This is a genomic window from Novosphingobium kaempferiae, assembly GCF_021227995.1.
In the GTDB taxonomy this organism is placed as follows: Bacteria; Pseudomonadota; Alphaproteobacteria; order Sphingomonadales; family Sphingomonadaceae; genus Novosphingobium; species Novosphingobium kaempferiae.
The window spans coordinates 316,170-333,984 of record NZ_CP089301.1; the positions used below are offsets into that span (position 1 = coordinate 316,170).

The 17,815-nt window shown below is 66.3% G+C and carries 21 protein-coding genes; 9 read left to right on the forward strand and 12 right to left on the reverse strand.

Going from position 1 to position 17,815, the window contains the following annotated elements; genetic code table 11:
• Positions 1-62: 62 nt before the first annotated feature.
• The gene (locus LO787_RS01500; RefSeq protein WP_232494127.1) at positions 63-365 is read left to right on the forward strand and encodes a chorismate mutase; all 303 of its coding nucleotides are present in this window, start codon (positions 63-65) and stop codon (positions 363-365) included.
• Positions 366-506: 141 nt separating this feature from the next.
• On the opposite strand, the gene LO787_RS01505 is transcribed toward LO787_RS01500, so the two are convergent.
• The 4 genes from LO787_RS01505 to LO787_RS01520 form a co-directional block, all read right to left on the reverse strand.
• Positions 507-710, reverse strand: coding sequence for a hypothetical protein (locus tag LO787_RS01505; protein WP_103094562.1), 204 nt, complete (start codon positions 708-710; stop codon positions 507-509).
• A gap of 99 nt (positions 711-809) precedes the next feature.
• Positions 810-2,126, reverse strand: coding sequence for a sensor histidine kinase (locus LO787_RS01510; protein ID WP_232496220.1), 1,317 nt, complete (start codon positions 2,124-2,126; stop codon positions 810-812).
• Positions 2,127-2,184: 58 nt separating this feature from the next.
• On the reverse strand, positions 2,185-2,862 hold the full coding sequence (locus LO787_RS01515) for a response regulator transcription factor (protein ID WP_232494128.1): 678 nt from the start codon (positions 2,860-2,862) through the stop codon (positions 2,185-2,187).
• A 92-nt stretch (positions 2,863-2,954) separates the two neighbouring features.
• Positions 2,955-3,257 carry a PepSY domain-containing protein gene (locus LO787_RS01520; RefSeq protein ID WP_232494129.1) on the reverse strand — a complete coding sequence of 101 codons (303 nt, stop codon included), beginning with the start codon at positions 3,255-3,257 and terminating at the stop codon, positions 2,955-2,957.
• 245 nt (positions 3,258-3,502) lie between these two features.
• Between LO787_RS01520 and LO787_RS01525 the strand changes: the two genes are divergently transcribed.
• The 3 genes from LO787_RS01525 to LO787_RS01535 all read left to right on the forward strand — a co-directional run bounded on the left by LO787_RS01525 (position 3,503) and on the right by LO787_RS01535 (position 7,174).
• Positions 3,503-5,284 (forward strand): ABC-F family ATP-binding cassette domain-containing protein, encoded by a 1,782-nt coding sequence (locus LO787_RS01525; RefSeq protein WP_232494130.1) that lies wholly within the window; start codon positions 3,503-3,505, stop codon positions 5,282-5,284.
• An 84-nt stretch (positions 5,285-5,368) separates the two neighbouring features.
• A complete protein-coding gene (locus LO787_RS01530; RefSeq protein ID WP_232494131.1) occupies positions 5,369-5,941 on the forward strand; it encodes a helix-turn-helix domain-containing protein in 573 nt (190 codons plus the stop codon).
• Positions 5,942-5,947: 6 nt separating this feature from the next.
• Positions 5,948-7,174, forward strand: coding sequence for a glycosyltransferase (locus LO787_RS01535; RefSeq protein WP_232494132.1), 1,227 nt, complete (start codon positions 5,948-5,950; stop codon positions 7,172-7,174).
• Here the strand turns inward: LO787_RS01535 and LO787_RS01540 are convergent.
• Positions 7,171-7,929: a glucose 1-dehydrogenase gene (locus LO787_RS01540; RefSeq protein ID WP_232494133.1), complete on the reverse strand. Its 759-nt coding sequence runs from the start codon at positions 7,927-7,929 to the stop codon at positions 7,171-7,173. The genes LO787_RS01535 and LO787_RS01540 overlap by 4 nt on opposite strands.
• A gap of 137 nt (positions 7,930-8,066) precedes the next feature.
• On the opposite strand from LO787_RS01540, the gene LO787_RS01545 reads away from it, so the two are divergent.
• The gene (locus LO787_RS01545) at positions 8,067-8,432 is read left to right on the forward strand and encodes a putative quinol monooxygenase (RefSeq protein ID WP_232494134.1); all 366 of its coding nucleotides are present in this window, start codon (positions 8,067-8,069) and stop codon (positions 8,430-8,432) included.
• A gap of 40 nt (positions 8,433-8,472) precedes the next feature.
• On the opposite strand, the gene LO787_RS01550 is transcribed toward LO787_RS01545, so the two are convergent.
• Genes LO787_RS01550 through LO787_RS01565 form a run of 4 tightly spaced genes read right to left on the reverse strand, consistent with a single transcriptional unit; the run spans position 8,473 to position 11,338 of the window.
• Positions 8,473-8,892, reverse strand: a complete 420-nt coding sequence (locus LO787_RS01550) for a nuclear transport factor 2 family protein (RefSeq protein ID WP_232494135.1) — start codon at positions 8,890-8,892, stop codon at positions 8,473-8,475.
• Positions 8,893-8,907: 15 nt separating this feature from the next.
• Positions 8,908-9,456, reverse strand: coding sequence for a VOC family protein (locus LO787_RS01555; RefSeq protein WP_232494136.1), 549 nt, complete (start codon positions 9,454-9,456; stop codon positions 8,908-8,910).
• On the reverse strand, positions 9,456-10,781 hold the full coding sequence (locus LO787_RS01560) for an aromatic ring-hydroxylating oxygenase subunit alpha (RefSeq protein ID WP_232494137.1): 1,326 nt from the start codon (positions 10,779-10,781) through the stop codon (positions 9,456-9,458). Before LO787_RS01560 ends, LO787_RS01555 begins: the two co-directional genes overlap by 1 nt.
• 29 nt (positions 10,782-10,810) lie before the next feature.
• On the reverse strand, positions 10,811-11,338 hold the full coding sequence (locus LO787_RS01565; protein WP_232494138.1) for a nuclear transport factor 2 family protein: 528 nt from the start codon (positions 11,336-11,338) through the stop codon (positions 10,811-10,813).
• Between the two features lie 263 nt (positions 11,339-11,601).
• On the opposite strand from LO787_RS01565, the gene LO787_RS01570 reads away from it, so the two are divergent.
• The 3 genes from LO787_RS01570 to LO787_RS01580 all read left to right on the forward strand — a co-directional run bounded on the left by LO787_RS01570 (position 11,602) and on the right by LO787_RS01580 (position 13,722).
• Positions 11,602-12,300 (forward strand): TetR/AcrR family transcriptional regulator, encoded by a 699-nt coding sequence (locus LO787_RS01570; RefSeq protein WP_232494139.1) that lies wholly within the window; start codon positions 11,602-11,604, stop codon positions 12,298-12,300.
• Between the two features lie 280 nt (positions 12,301-12,580).
• The gene (locus LO787_RS01575; protein ID WP_232494140.1) at positions 12,581-13,267 is read left to right on the forward strand and encodes an SDR family oxidoreductase; all 687 of its coding nucleotides are present in this window, start codon (positions 12,581-12,583) and stop codon (positions 13,265-13,267) included.
• Positions 13,268-13,278: 11 nt separating this feature from the next.
• Positions 13,279-13,722: a nuclear transport factor 2 family protein gene (locus LO787_RS01580; protein WP_232494141.1), complete on the forward strand. Its 444-nt coding sequence runs from the start codon at positions 13,279-13,281 to the stop codon at positions 13,720-13,722.
• 7 nt (positions 13,723-13,729) lie between these two features.
• On the opposite strand, the gene LO787_RS01585 is transcribed toward LO787_RS01580, so the two are convergent.
• Positions 13,730-14,503 (reverse strand): SDR family oxidoreductase, encoded by a 774-nt coding sequence (locus tag LO787_RS01585; RefSeq protein WP_232494142.1) that lies wholly within the window; start codon positions 14,501-14,503, stop codon positions 13,730-13,732.
• Positions 14,504-14,609: 106 nt separating this feature from the next.
• Between LO787_RS01585 and LO787_RS01590 the strand changes: the two genes are divergently transcribed.
• A complete protein-coding gene (locus LO787_RS01590; protein WP_232494143.1) occupies positions 14,610-15,014 on the forward strand; it encodes a winged helix-turn-helix transcriptional regulator in 405 nt (134 codons plus the stop codon).
• Here LO787_RS01590 and LO787_RS01595 read toward each other — a convergent pair.
• Positions 15,011-15,361, reverse strand: a complete 351-nt coding sequence (locus tag LO787_RS01595) for a PilZ domain-containing protein (protein WP_232494144.1) — start codon at positions 15,359-15,361, stop codon at positions 15,011-15,013. The genes LO787_RS01590 and LO787_RS01595 overlap by 4 nt on opposite strands.
• Positions 15,362-15,474: 113 nt before the next feature.
• Complete coding sequence (locus tag LO787_RS01600) at positions 15,475-17,580, reverse strand: malate synthase G (protein ID WP_232494145.1); 2,106 nt, start codon at positions 17,578-17,580, stop codon at positions 15,475-15,477.
• Positions 17,581-17,815: the final 235 nt, after the last annotated feature.

The window sequence follows — 17,815 nt, forward strand, 5'->3', positions numbered from 1 at the left end:
GTTCAGGTCGTGTGTGCAACCCGATTGGCAGAGACGGGAATGCCGTGCTAGCGCGCGGTTCGATGACTCAGGACACCCCTTCGATCGATCCGGTTCTCGCCGGCTTCCGCGCCAGCATCGACAACATCGACGCCGCGCTGATCCATATGCTCGCAGAGCGGTTCCGGATCACCAAGGCCGTGGGCGAATACAAGGCGAAGACCGACCTGCCCGCCTCCGACCCCGGCCGCGAGGAACGCCAGATAGCCCGCCTGCGCAAGCTGGCCGAGGACGCGCACCTCGATCCGGACTTCGGCGAGAAGTTCATCCGCTTCGTGATCGACGAAGTGATCCGCCACCACGAACGGGCCAAGAGCGAGGGCTGACACGTTCCTCCCCGAGCTTGTCTCGGGGAGGTGGCAGTCGCGAAGCGACTGACGGAGGGGGAATGGGATGGCCTATCCCCCTCCACCATCCTTCGGATGGTCCCCCTCCCCGAGCAAGCTCGGGGAGGAAGTTGGTCCTTCTTACTCTTCCACCAGATCCTGCAGGCGCGCCATCAGGGTCTGGATGCGCGTCGCCGCTTCGGTGAAGGTCGCGACGTCGTCGCGGTTGCCGTTGCCGCGGGCTTCCTTGGCCGATTCGAGGTAACCCTCGAGATCAACCTCAAGCGCGTCGACCAGCATTTCGATCTCGTCCGAAGTCAGCGGAACGTTGATGGGCTTGCTCATGGGTACTCCTGATTCCGATATGCGCCGCAGATAGCCCCCCTGCCCGTGACCGCAACCCGGTACGAGGCGGCTTACCCCGAAATGTACCGCGCAAATATCTCAGCCGACCACGCGCGGCAATTTCAGCCTGACCAGCAGCCCGCCCAGATCCTCGCTCTCGTCGAGTTCGACGGTGCCGCCGTAGATCTCCACCACGTCGCGCACGATGGCGAGGCCGAGGCCGGTGCCGGGCTTGCCGGTGTCGAGCCGCGCGCCGCGATCGAAGATGCGGATGCGCTCGGCCTCGGGGATGCCCATGCCGTCGTCCTCGATCCAGACCTCGCAGAAGCGCTCGTCCTTGCCGGTGTCCACGGTCACGAAGACGCTGCCGCCGCCGTACTTGGCCGCGTTCTCGATCAGGTTGCCGAGGATTTCCTCCAGATCCTGCTTCTCCAGCGCCACGGTGACGTCGTGGTTGCCGTCGAGGTCGAAGCGGGTCTGGTCGTAGAGCCTCTCGACCGCGCGCAGCACCGCTTCGAGGCTGGGCCAGATCTCTGCGCGCGACTGGCCGACGGCGCGGCGACCGACGGCACGGGCACGGGCGAGGTGGTGGTCGACCTGGCGGCGCATCACCGCCGCCTCCCGGATCACGGTGTCGGCAAGGTCAGGCGCCTTGGCGGTAGCCGCGTTCATCACCACCGTCAGCGGCGTCTTGAGTGCATGGGCGAGGTTGCCCGCATGGGTGCGCGCCTCCTCTGCCTGCCGCTCGGTATGGGCGAGCAGCGCGTTGAGTTCGTTGACCAGCGGCTCGACCTCACGCGGGAGCGGATCGTTGACCCGGCTCGCGCCGGTCGTGCGCAGCTTCTGGATCGCGCGGCGGACGTGACGCAGCGGGAACAGGCCGTACCACGTCTGCATCCCCGCCATCAGCAGCAGGCCGAAGCCCAGCGCGACGAAACTGTAGACGAGGATCGAGCGGATCATCTTGATCTGCTCGTTGAGATCGCGGCGGCTGGCGGCGACGGTGAACATCCAGCGGGTATCGCTACCCGGCAGGATGATCGAGCGCTCCATCACGCGCAGCGGCTCGCCCTCGAACTGGAAGCTGTCGTAGACGTGGGTCTCGGTGTCGAAATGCCCGTCGGGCACGTTCAGCGTGCGATCCCACAGCGAGCGCGAGGGGAAGTCCTCGTGCCCCTTCGCCCGGATCTGCCAGTAGAGGCCTGAGTTCGGCTCGAGGAAGCGCTGGTCGCCGAGCGGGCGGATGAAGAACACCTCTCCGTCCGGACCGATCTCCGCCGAGCCGATCATGCCGGTCAGCATGTAGCCGAGTTGCTCGTCGAAATTGCGCGTGACGATACCGGTGACGGTGCTGTCGAGCGCCAGCCCGCCCGCGAGAAGGAGGAACGAGATCCACCCCGCCGCGATCAGCATCATGCGCCGCGCGAGCGAGCCCGTGCTGGCGGGCCGCTTCACGCGTGCGTCAATTTCGGGCTCAGCCGCGGCCGGGTTCGGCGGGGTCGTCGAGGCTGTAGCCAAGGCCACGGATCGTCGTGATGACGTCGGCACCCAGCTTCTTGCGGATGCGCGTGACGAAGACCTCGATCGTGTTCGAATCGCGGTCGAAATCCTGATCGTAGATATGCTCGATCAGTTCGGTGCGGCTGACCACCTTGCCCTTGTGGTGCATGAGGTACGACAGCAGCTTGTATTCCTGCGCGGTCAGCTTGACCGGCTCCCCGGCCAGCGTGACGCGGCCCGAGCGGGTGTCGAGGCGCACCGGCCCCGCGGTCAGCTCGCTGGAGGTGTTGCCCGAAGCGCGGCGGATCAGCGCGCGCAGGCGGGCGATCAGTTCCTCGGTCTGGAACGGCTTGGCCAGATAGTCGTCGGCGCCGGCGTCGAGCCCCGCGACCTTGTCCGACCAGCTGTCGCGCGCGGTGAGGACCAGCACGGGGAACGTGCGCCCTTCGCGCCGCCACATGCCGAGCACGGTCAGGCCGTCGATCTCGGGCAGGCCGAGGTCGAGGATTACCGCGTCGTAGTCCTCGGTGGAGCCAAGGAAGTGCCCGTCCTCGCCATCGGCGGAGAGATCGACGGCGTAGCCGTTCTGCTCCAGCGTGGTCTTGAGCTGGTTGCCCAGGGTGGGCTCATCCTCGACGATCAGGATGCGCAATTTACCGTCCTCCTACATGAACGGAGTTGAGATGGGCGCAAAGGCCGAAACGGTCAAGCAACGGAAACCTCCTTGGTTCCCTCTGCACGCCGCTAGCGCGACTGGCCGATGATGCGCCCCGTGCGGGCATCGACATCGACGAAGTAGACCTTGCCGTTCTTGATGAACTTGAGGCGATAAGCCATCGCCGCCGGATCGTATTCGGGGCCGAGGTACTGCATGCCAGACATGCGCGGCAGCACCTCGCGCTCGATCTCGCGCAGCGGCATCACGTTGCCGGCACGACGCTCGCGCCGCACCTCGCCCTGCTCGCCGCCGGAATCGGCGTGGGCGATGGGCGAAGCGAGAACAGGAAGCACGGCCAGCGCCGCAAGCAGGGTGGAAATCCTTTTCATCACGGCTTGGGTGCCTAAACTTGAACCGTTGAACAAGTCCTGAATGTGGCCGGAAGGTGGCAGACAGGTTTCGGGTGTGGCGTTGAAGCAACGCACCTCGTCATTGCGAGCGCAGCGAAGCAATCCCGCGGCGGTGCCTGACCATGGATTGCTTCGCTGCGCTCGCAATGACGACGAGTGTGAGCTAGCCCGCTGCACAGCGCTACGTCTGGCAATCTGCTCAAAGCACCTGTAGGGCGCGGCGCATGGCACTTGCACCAATCCTGAGCTGGGAAAACCTCGGCCTCGTCCAGGGCTCCGGCTGGCTCTTCCAGGGCCTCGACATCAATATCGCCCCGCGTGACCGGCTGGCCCTGATCGGCCGCAACGGCGCGGGCAAGACGACGCTGCTCAAGCTGATCGCCGGAATCGTCGATGCCGACAAGGGCACCCGCTCGGTGCAGCCGGGCACGCGCGTGGTGACGCTGGAGCAGGATCCGTTCTTCACCGGCTTCGACACGCTGCTGGACTTCACCATCCACGGCGACGACGCCCCGCCCCGGCATGAGGTGGAAGCCATCGCCGACCAGCTCGGCATCGACCTCTCGCGCGAGGCCAAGAGCGCGTCGGGCGGCGAGCGTCGCCGTGCCGCGCTGTGCCGCGCGCTGGCGATGGAGCCCGACCTGCTGCTGCTGGACGAGCCGACCAACCACCTCGACCTTGCCGCGATCGACTGGCTGGAAGGCTGGCTCCAGCGCTACAACGGCGCCTTCGTGGTCATCAGCCACGACCGTACCTTCCTGACCCGCCTGACCAATGCGACGCTGTGGCTCGATCGCGGCGGCCTGCGCCGCAAGGACATCGGTTTCGGCGGCTACGAGGCGTGGGAAGAGGAAGTCTACGCCGAGGAAGCGCGCGCCGCGCAGAAGCTCGATGCCAAGCTCAAGATCGAGGCGCACTGGCTGGAACGCGGCGTCACCGCCCGCCGCAAGCGCAACCAGGGCCGTCTCGCCAAGCTGTGGGAGATGCGTGCGGAGCGCGCCGCCATGGTCGGCCCGCAGGGCGCCGCCAAGCTCGCCGTGGTCGCCAACGACAGCAAGACCAAGTCGGTCATCGTCGCCGACAAGGTGACCAAGAAGTTCGGAGACCGCACGGTCATCAAGGACTTCTCGCTGCGTATCCAGCGCGGCGACCGCATCGGCATCGTCGGCGCGAACGGCTCGGGCAAGACCACGCTGCTCAAGCTGCTGATGGGCGAGATCCAGCCCGATTCCGGCACCGTGACGCAGGCCGCCACTCTCGACGCCACCGTGATCGACCAGCAGCGCAGCCGCATGAGCCCCGAAATGCGCATCCGCGACGTGCTGGCCGAAGGCAGCGACTGGATCGACGTGCGCGGCGTGCGCAAGCACATCCAGGGCTACCTCAAGGACTTCCTGTTCGATCCGGGTCTGGTCGAGGCCAAGGTCGGCACACTGTCCGGCGGCGAACGCTCGCGCCTGCTGTTCGCGCGCGAGTTCGCCCGCACCTCCAGCCTGCTGGTGCTGGACGAGCCGACCAACGACCTAGACCTCGAAACGCTCGATCTCCTTCAGGAAGTCATCTCGGACTATGACGGCACGGTGCTGATCGTCAGCCACGACCGCGACTTCCTCGACCGCACGGTGAACGTGACGCTCGGCCTCGACGGCTCGGGCCATATCGACGTGATCGCGGGTGGTTATGCCGACTGGGAAGCCAAGCGGCGCGAGCGCACGGTGGGCGCGGCCAAGAAGGCGAAGGCCGAAACCGCCCCGCCCCCGCCGATGCCCGCGAAGAAGACCAAGCTCTCCTACAAGGACCAGCGCGACTACGAACTGCTGCCCAAGCGGATCGAGGAACTGGAAGCCGCCATCGTGCGCGACGAGCAGGCGCTGTCCGATCCGGCGCTCTACACGCGCGACCCGAAGAAGTTCGCCGCGCTGTCCGACGCCATCGCCAAGGCCCGGTCCGACAAGGACGCCGCCGAGGAACGCTGGCTGGAACTGGCCGAGCAGGTGGAGGGGTAACCCGGTCGTAACCTTCGTAACCCTTGCAAAACCGCGCAATTCGTTGCAAAACCATCGAAAACCATATCGGTTTCAGGGGCAAGTATGATAAACCGCATTCGCGACATCCGTCGCCAGAAGAGCATGACGCTCGCCGACGTGGCGGCGGCATGCGACCCGCCGACCACGGCGCAGACCATCGGCCGGCTCGAAACGGGGATGCGGAATCTCTCTCTCGTATGGATGAACCGGATCGCCGCCGCGCTGCAGGTGGAGCCGGAAACGCTGCTGCGGTCCGAGGGTGCGGAGCCTGCCCGTCTCGTCGCGACGCTGGGCGTCAAAGGCGCGGAAGCGCTGCGCAAGCCGATCGACGCGGTGCTGCCCAACGACCTCTCCGCCGACGCGCCGTGGCTGGTGGTTTCGGTCGATACTGCCGTCGGCGCCTATCGCGAGGGCGACCAGCTCTGGTTGCGCCAGCACACCCCGGACGAAGCCTCTGCGCTGCTCAACCGCGATGTGCTCGCCCCCCTGCCCGGCGGCCGTTTCGCCTTCGGGCGGCTGATGGAAGGTGCTGCGGAGTCCGTCACGCTGCTGCCTCCGGCCACCGGCAAGAGCCCGGTGACGGTGGAACAACCCGCCTGGCTGGCAGTTGCCGAGATGCTCGTCCGCAAGCTCTAGGCCCCGATGCACGTCCTCTCGATCGCCACGCTGTTCCCGAACCCGGTGAAGCCCTCGTTCGGGGTCTTCGTCGGCAACCAGATGCGCGCGGTCGTCGCGCAAGGTGAGATCGAGCTGACGATGGTGAGCCCCATCGGCATTCCGCCGTGGCCGCTCTCCAACCGCGAGCCTTATGCGCGGCTCAAGCGCATCCCGGATTGCAGCGAAGACGTGGGCCTGCGGGTCCACTACCCCCGGTTCACGACCTTCCCCAAGGTCGGTGGCGACACCAACCCGGGGCGCATCGCGAAGGCCGTGCTGCCGCTGGTGCGCAAGCTGCACAAGGAAAAGCCGTTCGACCTCGTCGATGCGCAGTTCTTCTTCCCGGACGGCCCGGCTGCGGCGATCATCGCGCGGGAACTGGGCCTGCCGCTGACGATCAAGTCGCGCGGGGCGGACATCCACTTCTGGGGCCAGCGCCCGCACGCGCTCAAGCAGATGCTGGCGGCGGCGAACCAGTCGGCCGGCCTCCTCGCGGTCAGCCAGGCGCTGCGCGAGGACATGATCGCGCTCGGCATGCCGGCCGACCGGATCGAGATCCACTACACCGGCCTCGACCGCGAGAAGTTCCATCCGATCGAGCGCGGCGCCGCCCGCGCGCTGGTGTCGGCCATGCCGAACCTCGAGATCTGGCCCGAAGGTCCGCTGCTGGTGACGCCGGGCGCGCTGATCCCGCGCAAGGGTCAGGCTCTGGTGATCGAGGCGCTGACCCGCCTGCCCGACGCGCACCTTGCCCTGGCAGGCGCGGGCGAGGACGAGGCGCGGCTCAAGGCGCTGGCGCTGAAGCTGGGCGTGTCCGAACGGGTGCAGTTCCTCGGCCTGATCGACCACGAACTGCTGCCCCATGTGCTCTGCGCCGCCGACGTGCTGGTGCTTCCGTCCGCCAGCGAGGGGCTCGCCAACGTCTGGGTCGAGGGGCTTGCCTGCGGCACGCCCATCGTCATCCCCGACATCGGCGGCGCGCGCGAGATCGTCAGCGACGCCAGCGCAGGCCGCATCGCCGAGCGCACGCCCGCAGCCATCGCCGCCGCCGTCGAGGACATCCTGTCCGACCCGCCGAGCCAGGACGAGGTGGCCGAACACGTCAGCCGCTTCTCGTGGGGCGTGAACGCCGAGAACATCGTGCGCTTCTGGAGAGGCGTTCTGGGCGAGGACGCGCCCGCCGAGGAGCCGCAGGAAGCGGACTCACTTTAGAGCGACGAGCCTCCGTCCAGCACGAACTCCGCTCCGGTCGCGAAGGCGCTTTCGTCGCTGGCGAGGTAGAGGCACAGCGCCGCCACTTCCTCCGGCTGGCCGAGGCGGCCGATCGGATGCCCGGCGACCCATTCGGCGTAGAGCTTATCCGGCTGGTCCGACTGCGCGAGAACCTTGTCGAGTATCGGCGTGTGGATCACGCCGGGATGCACCGAATTGCAGCGGATGCCGTATTTCTCGCGCGCATAGTGCAGCGCGATGGACTTGGTCATGTGGGTGACGCCCGCCTTTGCGGCGTTGTAGGCGGCAAGGTAGTGCGCGGCGCGGATGCTCGCCATCGAGGCGATGTTGATGACCGAGCCGCCGGTGCGCTTCATCAGCGCGACGACGTGCTTGCAGCCGAGGAACGGCCCGAGCAGGTCGACGTCGAGTTCATGGCGGAAGGCATCGAGCGTCAGCGCCTCCACCGAGCCGATCGTGGTGATGCCCGCGCAGTTCACCAGCACGTCGAGCCGCCCATGCAGCGCGTCCGCCTGCGCGAAGGCGGCGATCCACTGTGCTTCCTGCGTCACGTCGAGGGGCACGAAACGCGACGCGTCGCCGAGTTCGGCGGCCAGTCGCTCGCCCGCCTCCGCGTCGATATCGGCCAGCAGCACCGACGCGCCCTCGGCCACGTAGCGGCGCACGATGGCCTCGCCCAGTCCCGAGGCGCCGCCGGTGACGAGCGCCACCTTGCCTTCGATCCGTCCCGTCATGCCGCATTCTCCCGCGCCTGTTATCGGGCCTGACTTGGCCCCCGCGCGCCCTTGCGGCCACCTGTGCAAAGTGAGAGCGGCGCCTGTCCCGCACGCCCCCTAGCCTCCGCCTCACAACGAGCGAGAGGAACAGACCCATGCGCATCATCGTGGCCGGATGGCTGCGTTACGCCGGCGACGACGCGACCTGCACCGAGATCATCACCACCGGCCGCGACCACATCCTCGCCGCGCGGGAGGAGCGGGGCTGCCTCGCCTACACTTGGGCGGTGGACCCGCTCGATCCCGGCGTGATCCAGGTCTACGAGGAGTGGGAGAGTGAAGTGGACCTGCTCCAGCACTTCGCCGACCCGCCCTACGCGAAGATGCGCGCGCATCTGGAGCAGTGGGAGATCACCGGCTTCGGCGTGCAGCTCTACGGCGCGACCGGGGTGGAGGCGGTCTACGCCGAGGATGGCTGGCCGCGGAAGGAGATCTTCGGGGTGACGCTGGCGGGGGTGTAGGGTACGCCCGCCCCCGTGGAGGCGGGAAGTGCGTCGAACCTCACCCCTCGATCGGAATGAGAAAGTCCATCGTGTAGCGCTTCGCCTTCCACCCGTCCGCCGTGCGCACGACGTCGAAGTAGTACCGCCCGTTGACGGTGATCCCGCCGCCCGCCTTGTACTTGCCCATGCCGATCACATAGGCGCGGATCGAGGCGGTATCGCCGTCGTAGGCGGTCACCGCGAAGTTCGTCAGGTAGTGCGCGTGCGCGGACATCGCCGCGAAGGTGTCCTCGAAGAACTTGCGGATTTCCGCGTGTCCGTTGAGGCTGGGAAAGCCGATCCCCGACAGGTCGAACACCGCGTCCTCGACGAAGACGGCGCAGATGCCGTCGAGGTCGTGCAGGCTGTCGACGGCGTGGGCGTAGGAGACGAGCAGATCCTGGATCGCCAGGCGATCCTCGATGGGGCAGGCGGTCATTTCGGGGTATCCTCTCTATTGCGCCATCATGGGGAAGCCGGGGCGGATCGGCTCGGCGCCGTCCCAGCCGACTGCGGCGCTGGCGATGCGGGCGAAGAAATCGCTCTGGAGCGGGTTTTCCTCGATCAGTTCGATCATGCAGCCAAGCGTCGCGCTGGTGTCGATGTAGCTGAAGCGGAAGCCGCCGAAGCTGCCGTCCACCGCGACGACGAAGCCCTGGTCGACATAGCGGGCGTAAGTCGCCGCGTAGTCGTCGGTATAGACGGCAAGGTGGTGGAAGCCGCCCTGCCCCTTGGCCACGGTGTCGCGATAGGCCGAAGGGTTGTCGCAGTGCTGCTGGATCAGTTCGATCTGCACACCGCCCGATTGGGCGATGGCGACCGAGAAATCGAGGCCGGACGCCGGCCTGCCACAATAGGAATATTCCTCCAGCACCACATGCGGCACGGTGAGGAACGGCCCGATCCCGGTGGTGCGCACCCAGTGCATGCAGGCGGCTTCGAGGTCTTCGACCATGAAAGCCACCTGCATGACGTGGGAGCCCGGAACGCCGGGCGCAGCCATTAGACTGGCGCGCCCTTCACATAGTCGTTGAGCAGTTCGTGGAAGCGCTGGATGCGCTTTTCCTGTCCCGGCAGGATGCAGCCCTTGAACCCGCGCGAGTTGAGGCCCTGCTGCTGGCTGGTGCCGATCGAGAGATCCTGATCCGCGACGTAGCCCACCGAAACCCCGTCGCCATAGACAGAGTGGCGCGCCACCGCGTCATGCTCCAGCGGCAGCATGCCGAGCGGGGTGAACACCTCCTTCATGCCATCCACCGGCGGATAGAGGCACCAGTGCTGGAACACGCACTTTTCCGGGTCGGTCGGGTGCGGCTCGGTGCGCAGCACCTGCAGCTGCTCGGGGCTCATGGTGAGGGTGAGGTTGGGGAACAGCGTGCAGTGGAAGTAGTCCACCAGTTGCTGGTCGCTCATGTTGTCGTAATTGGTGTAGCCGCGCCCCGGACCGAGGCGGCGCTTCGCCTCGATGATCGCTTCGCGCAGGTCGCCGGTGCGGCCGTTGTATTCCTCGGGATCGATGTCCCAGGCCCGTGCCGCCTCGCCCAGCGGAGCGGGCACTTCGGAGGTGTGGTAATCGACGCGGGTGGTCGCCTGATGGCCCTTCATCCACATCGAGTTATGGCCCGAGGGGTACATCTCGAACAGCGTGTCGGGCAGGCCGTCGTTGATGAAGGTCGCCAGTTCCGGGTGGATGGTCGGGAGGTGGTAGCTCTCGTTGAAGTTGTCGCGGATGATCTTCCAGTTGAAGTCCGCGTCTGCCGAGACGTTGAGCACGCGCACCCAGTTCTCGATGCCGTAGCCCTTGAGACGCTCAGGGAACGGCGAGAGCCATTCGTGCAGCGGGGCGACGTCGTCGTCCATGCACCAGAACACGAACGGGCCCCAAGTCTCGCAGCGCAGTTCGGAGAGGTGGACCTTGCCGCAGGGCGTGCCGCCCTCGAAATCGTCGGGATCCTGTACTTTCGCCAGCGTGCCGTCGAGGTCGAAAGTCCAGTTGTGATAGCCGCAGACGATGCGCGGCACGCTCGTCATCTCACCCAGGATCAGGCGGTTCCCCCGGTGCGGGCAGGAGTTGTAGAACGCCTTGATCGAGTCGTCCTCCTGCCTGACCATGATGACGGATTCCTTGGCGAAGTTGTGCCGGATGATGTCGCCCGGCTCCTCCAGTTCCGCCAGCAGGCCGCCAAGGTGCCAGACCTTCGGCCAGAGGTTCTTCATCTCGCCGTCCATCCACTCCTTCGAGATGTAGCGGTCGGCGGTGATGGTGTCGCCGCGCACGGGCGGATCGAATTCCTGCGAGTAGCGCGAGACCTTGGTCTGGATGTTCATGGCTTCAGGCTTCCTGTGTTTTCGCGTTCTTATTTCTGGCTGGGATCGGCGCCCGCGCGGCCTCCGCGCGGCGCTCCGGGATTGGCGGCGAAGAAGTCGAGCGTGCCGGGATCGTCCTTGACCCAGTCGGTCACGAGGGTGCGGGCGACGATGCGCCACTCGCCATCGCGGCAGGCGTAATCGTCGAGGTAGCGGCCCGAAATGAACAGGTCGCGCAACGCCCCGTCCGGCTGCGAGACGGAGTGCCACGCCTGGAAGTACCACTCGCCCGTGGCCGTCTCGCCGTCGACGGCGATGCGCGACTGGCCGAGCAGGTGGTGCGTCGCATTCATGTCGGCGAGGAAGCCTTGCGCAAAGGCCACGAATTCGTCGGCGCTGCCCTTCATGAGCCCGCAGTCGACCACCGCGTCGTCGTGGAAGGCGCTGCGCTGGAGTTCGGGCTCCAGCCGGTCGAGCCCGCGCATGTAGCGCGCCGCCGCATCGGCAATGTCGCGCCGCGCGGCAAGGTCGCGGACTTCGGCCTCGATATCGAAGCGGGCTGTAGTCAGAGCGTCCAAGGCAGGTGCCTCCGGACGGATTGCGCGCGTGTGCTGGGCATGCCCTTGCAGTCTCCCGTTCCCGGCCGGGCACGTCTGTGATCGCGCGCCTTTCAGCCTTGTGTGCAGCCTGTCGCAAATAAACCGACTCAACTGCCGGTTTTTTTATGCTACGCTCCGCCGCACTTGCCGACCTGCGACTTTGGTTAGGTTCCCGCCGGACCGGCCTTGCCGCAGGAAAAAGGCGAACGGGCCGGGAAACGGCCAAAGGGAACGGGACCGAAATGAAGGCCGAAGCGCTGCAGGACAGGATGCTGAACGCCCTGATGCCGGAGCTTCACGCCCGCCTGCCCGACAGCGCCGCGCCCGGCAAATGGCAGCAGCGCAAGAGCGCCCTGATGCGCGACCGGCTGGTTTCCGCCGCGATCGACTGCCTTGTCGGCGACGGCTATCCCGGCCTCACCACCGCCGCCGTCGCCACCGCCTGCGACGTGTCGCGCGGGGCGATGCACCACCACTTCCAGACGCGCATGGAACTGGTCGCGGCGGTCGTCGACCATGTCGTCTACCACCGCATGCGCACCTTCCTTGCGGACTACTTCGACGCGGTATCGCGCCGGACGGACGAGCCGATGATCGAACTGGCCTGCGACGCGCACTGGCGCTCGGTCCAGACGCGCGACTACGCGGCGTGGCTGGAACTGGCGGTCGCCGCGCGCACCGACGCCGAACTCGCCGCCATCTTCGAGCCTGCCGCACGCCGCTACGACGCGGTCTGGACGAGCGAGATGATCGAGGCCTTCCCCCAGTGGCGCGAGGACTGGGACAACCTCAAGCTGGCGCACGATTTCACCAGCGCGATCCACGCCGGGATGCTGCTGCACAAGCCGATCTTCGCCAGCGAAGACCGCCTCGACCGCCTGCGCCACTTCGCCGCCCGTACCATGCAGCGGCTAAGCGAGGAAACGTCGTCGGGGGCGTGAGGGCTGTCTCAACCCCACCGTTCGTCATTGCGAGCGCAGCAATGGGATGCCCGACCTCCCCCCTCCCCTCGTCATTGCGAGCGCAGCGAAGCAATCCAGCGTCGTGAGCCAACCGTGGATTGCTTCGCTGCGCTCGCAATGACGAACGAGAGGGGACGAACGAGAGGAAAGGCAATGAACGGCCTCGGTCGTTCTCTCAAAAGTCACAGGTGTCCCTGCGGCGATCCCCCTTGCAGACTTCGCGCCAACGAATCCAAGAACGACACGGAAAGGAACCCTGATGGCGAACGTGGCAATCACCGGCGCAGGACGCGGCATCGGCCTCGAACTCGTGAAGCAGCACCTCGGCCGGGGAGACACCATCCTCGCGCTGGTGCGCAGCCCGGACGTTGCAGGCGAGCTTAACGACCTCGCGGCGTCCTCCGGCGGCAAGCTCACGATTCACAAGATGGACGTCGCCGACAACGCCTCTGTCGCGGCGGCTGCGGCCTCGACCGGCAGCGACCGGATCGACGTTCTGTACAATGTCGCGGGCGTTTCCGGGAAGACCGAGCCTCAGCTCGACTCGATCGACTGGCAGGACTTCGACGAGGCCATTGAGATCATGCTCAAGGGCCCTCTGCGCGTTCTAGGTGCCTTTCTGTCCCGCCTTGGCGACGGCTCGAAAGTCATCAATTTCTCCAGCCAGTTGGCGGCTTCGACCTGGCCTTACGGCGGATATTACCCCTATGTCGCGGCGAAAGCCGGGCTCAACCGCCTGATGCGTTCGGTCGCGATCGACCTCAAGGACAAGGGCATCATCGTCGGCATCATCCACCCCGGCTGGGTCCAGACCGACATGGGCGGATCGGGCGCGGACATCACGCCGGACGACAGCGCGGCGCAGATCGTGGCGCTCACCGATGGCTGGAAACTCGAGGATTCCGGCGAGTTCTACAAGTGGAACGGCGAAAGGCACCCCTGGTAAGGAGCGGCGCCATGGCATTCACTGGACCGCTGGAGGACCGCATCCTCATCCGCGAACTGCTCGACACTTACGCCCACGGCGTCATGACCCGCGACGCCGAAACATGGGCCTCGACCTGGGCGGAAGACTCGTACTGGGCCTTGCCGGAATTCCCCGATCTCGGCGGGTTTACGGGCAAGGAGACGATCGTTTCGGCGTGGGTGGAATCGATGAAGAACTACGGCCTCGGCGGCAATGCCGCCAAGCCCATGGTCTACGTCGCCCACCCCGGCGAAATCCGCGTCGACGGAGACCGGGCCTCGGCGATCTCCTATACTTCGGAGATCTTCGAGGATCCGGCCTCCGGCAAGACGATGCGCCTGCGTGGTCGCTATATCGACGAACTGGCGAAGATCGATGGCGCGTGGCTGTTCACGCGCCGCGAATACACGACCTTCGACGCGCGCGAGGATTAGGCAGCGATCAAAGGCCCAGCTGCTCGAACATCTTGAGCGTGACTGCATTCAGATTGCCGATGACTTGGGCCTGATTGCCCTGCACTTCGGCAAAGCGCAAAGGCTTCACGCGCTCGACCAGAACTTCCTCAGGCGTCGGCTGCTGTCCGAACAGGGCGATGACCTCGTCCGAGAACTCGCCGAGCGGCTGGTAGCCTTCGCGGGTGCTCTGCCCCGGCGTCAGGTCGGTCTGCACCGCAGGCGGGGCCAACTCGATCACCTCGACCCGCCCGCGCAGCATCTCGCGCAGCGACTGGGTGTAGCTGTGGATCGCCGCCTTGGTGGCGTTGTAGGTCGGCGTCCCCGGCAGCGGCACGAAGGCAAGGCCCGAGGTCACGTTGACGATCGCGCCGTCGCCCTTCGCGACGAGATGGTCGATCAGCGCATCGATCAGACGGATCGGCCCGAGCAGGTTGGTGGTGATCGTCGCCTCGGCATCCGACAGGTCACGCGCGCGGTCCAGCCGCTCGTAGCGCATGATGCCGGCATTGTTGACGAGGACGTTGAGGCCGGGGAAGCGCTCCAGCACTTCGGCGGCGAACTTCGCGACCCCCTCGGCGCTTTCGACGTCGAGCACGATGCCGTGCATGTTCTCGCGGCCCGCGCAGGCCGCCTCCAGCGCGTCGAGCCTGCGCCCGGCGACGATCACGGTGTTGCCGAGGTCGTGGAAGCGCTGCGCCAGCGCCTCGCCGATACCCGAGCCGCCGCCGGTGATGAGGATGGTGTTTCCGGTCGTCTTCATGATGGACACTCCTTCATTTTCATTGACGGAACCGATGTAGCATCCCACTTTCGATCAGAAAGAAGGCACCCAAAAGATTTATACTTACCCGAAAGAGAGTGACACCATGGCCGCCCGCCCCCAATCCGATATGATACGGCCCGATGAACGCCCGTGCGAGGAGATCGATCCGCGCGTCGAGGCGCTGGTGACCGAGCTTATCGGCCGCGTGGCCGACAAGTGGACGATGATCCTGCTGGAGATCCTCGAAGAGCACGGGGAACTGCGCTTCACGCAGATTTCGCGGCTGGTGCCCGACATCAGCCAGAAGATGCTGACCCAGACCCTGCGCCGCATGGAACGCGACGGCATGCTGACCCGCAAGGTCCACGCGGTCGTGCCGCCGCGCGTCGACTATGCCCTCACCCCGCTGGGCGCGAGCCTTGGCGAAGCGTTCTGCGGCGTTTGGCTATGGGCGGAGGCGAACCTGGAGAGAGTCGAGCGCGCCCGCGAGGATTTCGACGCGCGTTAGCCGAGGAAACTGCGCAGCAGTTCCATCGCACTGCGGCGGGCGAGCCGTTCGGGCACGTAGACTACCGGGATGGCCCGTCCCTCGATCAGTTCGGCGACGTCGATCTGTTCCTTGAGGGCGATGCCGCAGCGGTCATGCGCGCGCCAGCGGACCTGCCCCTTGAGCACGCGGCCTGCGATCACCAGTTCGACGGGCGTGCCGCGCACCGGAGCGCCATCCACCATGGCCAGCACGCCGCGCGACGAGGCATTGGCGATCGTCGCGTCGACGGAGCGGCCGGCGACGCGCATCGTCGCCTTCACGGCCAGCATCGTGCGCGATTCCATCCGTTGCCGCTGAATGAACATGCCGCCGTCCCTTTTGTACGAACCCGAGGGACAGAGTAGCGCGACAATGCCTAAGATGGGGTTAAATCCCGTTCAGCCGCCGGTCCGCCACAAGGACGGACCGGCGGCGAAATTCAGGCCGCCTTCTTCTTCAGACGCCATGCGTGCAGCAGCGGCTCGGTATAGCCATTGGGCTGCTCGACGCCCTTGAACACGAGATCGCAGGCCGCCTGGAAGGCCATGCTGGTATCCCAGTTGCCCGCCATCGGCTCATACAGCGCATCGCCCGCATTCTGCGCATCGACCTTGACCGCCATGCGCTTCAACGATTCCATCACCTGCTCGGGCGAGCAGACGCCGTGCAGCAGCCAGTTCGCCATGTGCTGGCTGGAGATGCGCAGCGTCGCGCGGTCTTCCATCAGGCCGACGTCGTTGATGTCCGGCACCTTGGAGCAACCGACGCCCTGATCGATCCAGCGCACGACGTAGCCGAGCAGCCCCTGCGCATTGTTGTCGAGTTCCTCGCGCACTTCCTCCTCGGACCAGTTGGTGCCCTCGGCCAGCGGGACCGAGAGCAGCAGGTCAAGGCCGGGGATTTCCTGCGCCGCGATGTCCTCTCGCAGCCCGAAGACGTTGACCTGATGGTAGTGCATCGCGTGGAGCGTCGCCGCGGTGGGGGACGGCACCCATGCGGTGTTCGCGCCGGTCTTCGGATGGCCGACCTTCTGCTCCATCATGTCGCGCATCATGTCGGGCGCGGCCCACATGCCCTTGCCGATCTGCGCGATGCCGGAGAGGCCATGGCGCAGGCCGATGGCGACGTTGCGCTTCTCGTATGCGGCGATCCACGCCGAGCCCTTGATCGCAGCCTTGCGGATCATCGGCCCCGCACGCATCGAGGTGTGGATCTCGTCCCCCGTGCGGTCGAGGAAGCCGGTGTTGATGAAGACGATGCGGTCCTTCACCGCCTCGATGCAGGCGCCGAGGTTGGCCGAGGTACGGCGCTCCTCATCCATGACGCCGACCTTGACGGTGTGGCGCGACAGGCCGAGCAGGTCTTCCACCGCATCGAACAGCGCGTTGGTGAAACCGCATTCCTCCGGGCCGTGCATCTTCGGCTTGACGATGTAGATCGCGCCTTCGCGGCTGTTGCCGTGCTTTGTCAGCCCCTTCACGTCCTGCGTGGAGATCGCGCTGGTGACGACCGCGTCCATGACGCCCTCGGGGATTTCCGAGCCGTCGGGCAGCAGGATCGCCGGGTTGGTCATGAGATGGCCGACGTTGCGCACGAACAGCAGCGAACGACCGGGCATGGCGGCCTGTTCGCCGCCCGGCAGCGTGACCGCCTTGTCCGCCGCGAGTTCGCGGGTGAGCGTCCGGTCGCCCTTCTTGAAGGTCTCCGTCAGGTCGCCGCGGATGACGCCCAGCCAGTTGGTGTAGGCCGCGATCTTGTCCTCGGCATCGACGGCGGCGACCGAATCCTCAAGGTCGACGATGGTGGTCAGCGCCGCTTCGAGAACGATGTCGGAGATGCCCGCCTTGTCGGTGCTGCCAACCTGGCTTGTCGCGTCGAAGACGACTTCGATGGTCAGCCCGTTGTTGCTGAACAGGAGGCCCTGCTCGGTCTCACCGACGAACTGGCGCTCGTTGGCGAGTTCGAGGACTTCCGGGTCTTCCAGATCGGCCCATGAACCCGCCTTGAGCGGCACCGCCTGATCGAGGAACGCGCGCCCCGCCGCGATCACCGCCGCGCCGCGCGCCGCGTCGTAGCCCGGCCCCTGCGCGGGCGCGGCGTCGAGCGCGTCGGTGCCGTACCACGCGTCGTAGAGGCTGCCCCAGCGCGCATTGGCGGCATTCAGCAGGAAGCGCGCGTTGAGCACCGGGACGACGAGTTGCGGCCCGGCCATCGTCGCGATCTCCGGATCGACGCCGGTGGTGCCGATGGTGAAGGCGTCCGGCTCGGGGACCAGATAGCCGATCTCGCGCAGGAAGGCCTGGTATTCGCGCTGCTCGATCGGCTTTCCGGCACGCTCGACGTGCCATGCATCGATCTGCGCCTGCAAGGCATCGCGCTTGTCGAGGAGCGCGCGGTTGCGCGGGGCGAACTCGGCTACGAGCGCGGCGAAGCCCTGCCAGAACGCGGCGGCGTCCTGTCCGATGGGGGGCAGAACCTGCTCCTCCACGAACTTCGCCAGTCCTGCGTCGACCTGCAGACCCGAACGATCAACCCTTTCAGTCATTACCTTCCTCGCACTGGTTTGGAACGCGCACGCCATCGTGCCACGCTCTCACTCGAATACCAAAATGCCCTGGGGAAGGATGTGAGCCCTATGGCCGATGCCGAGCGGCTTGGCAACCGCGGGAAAATCCCGTCACGCACCAGTCAGTTGCAAACCGGGACGCCGCCCGTGCCTTTCCCGGACTTTCTTAAATGTCGGAAACCCTTACATTCAAGGTTCCGTTAAGCACGGGATT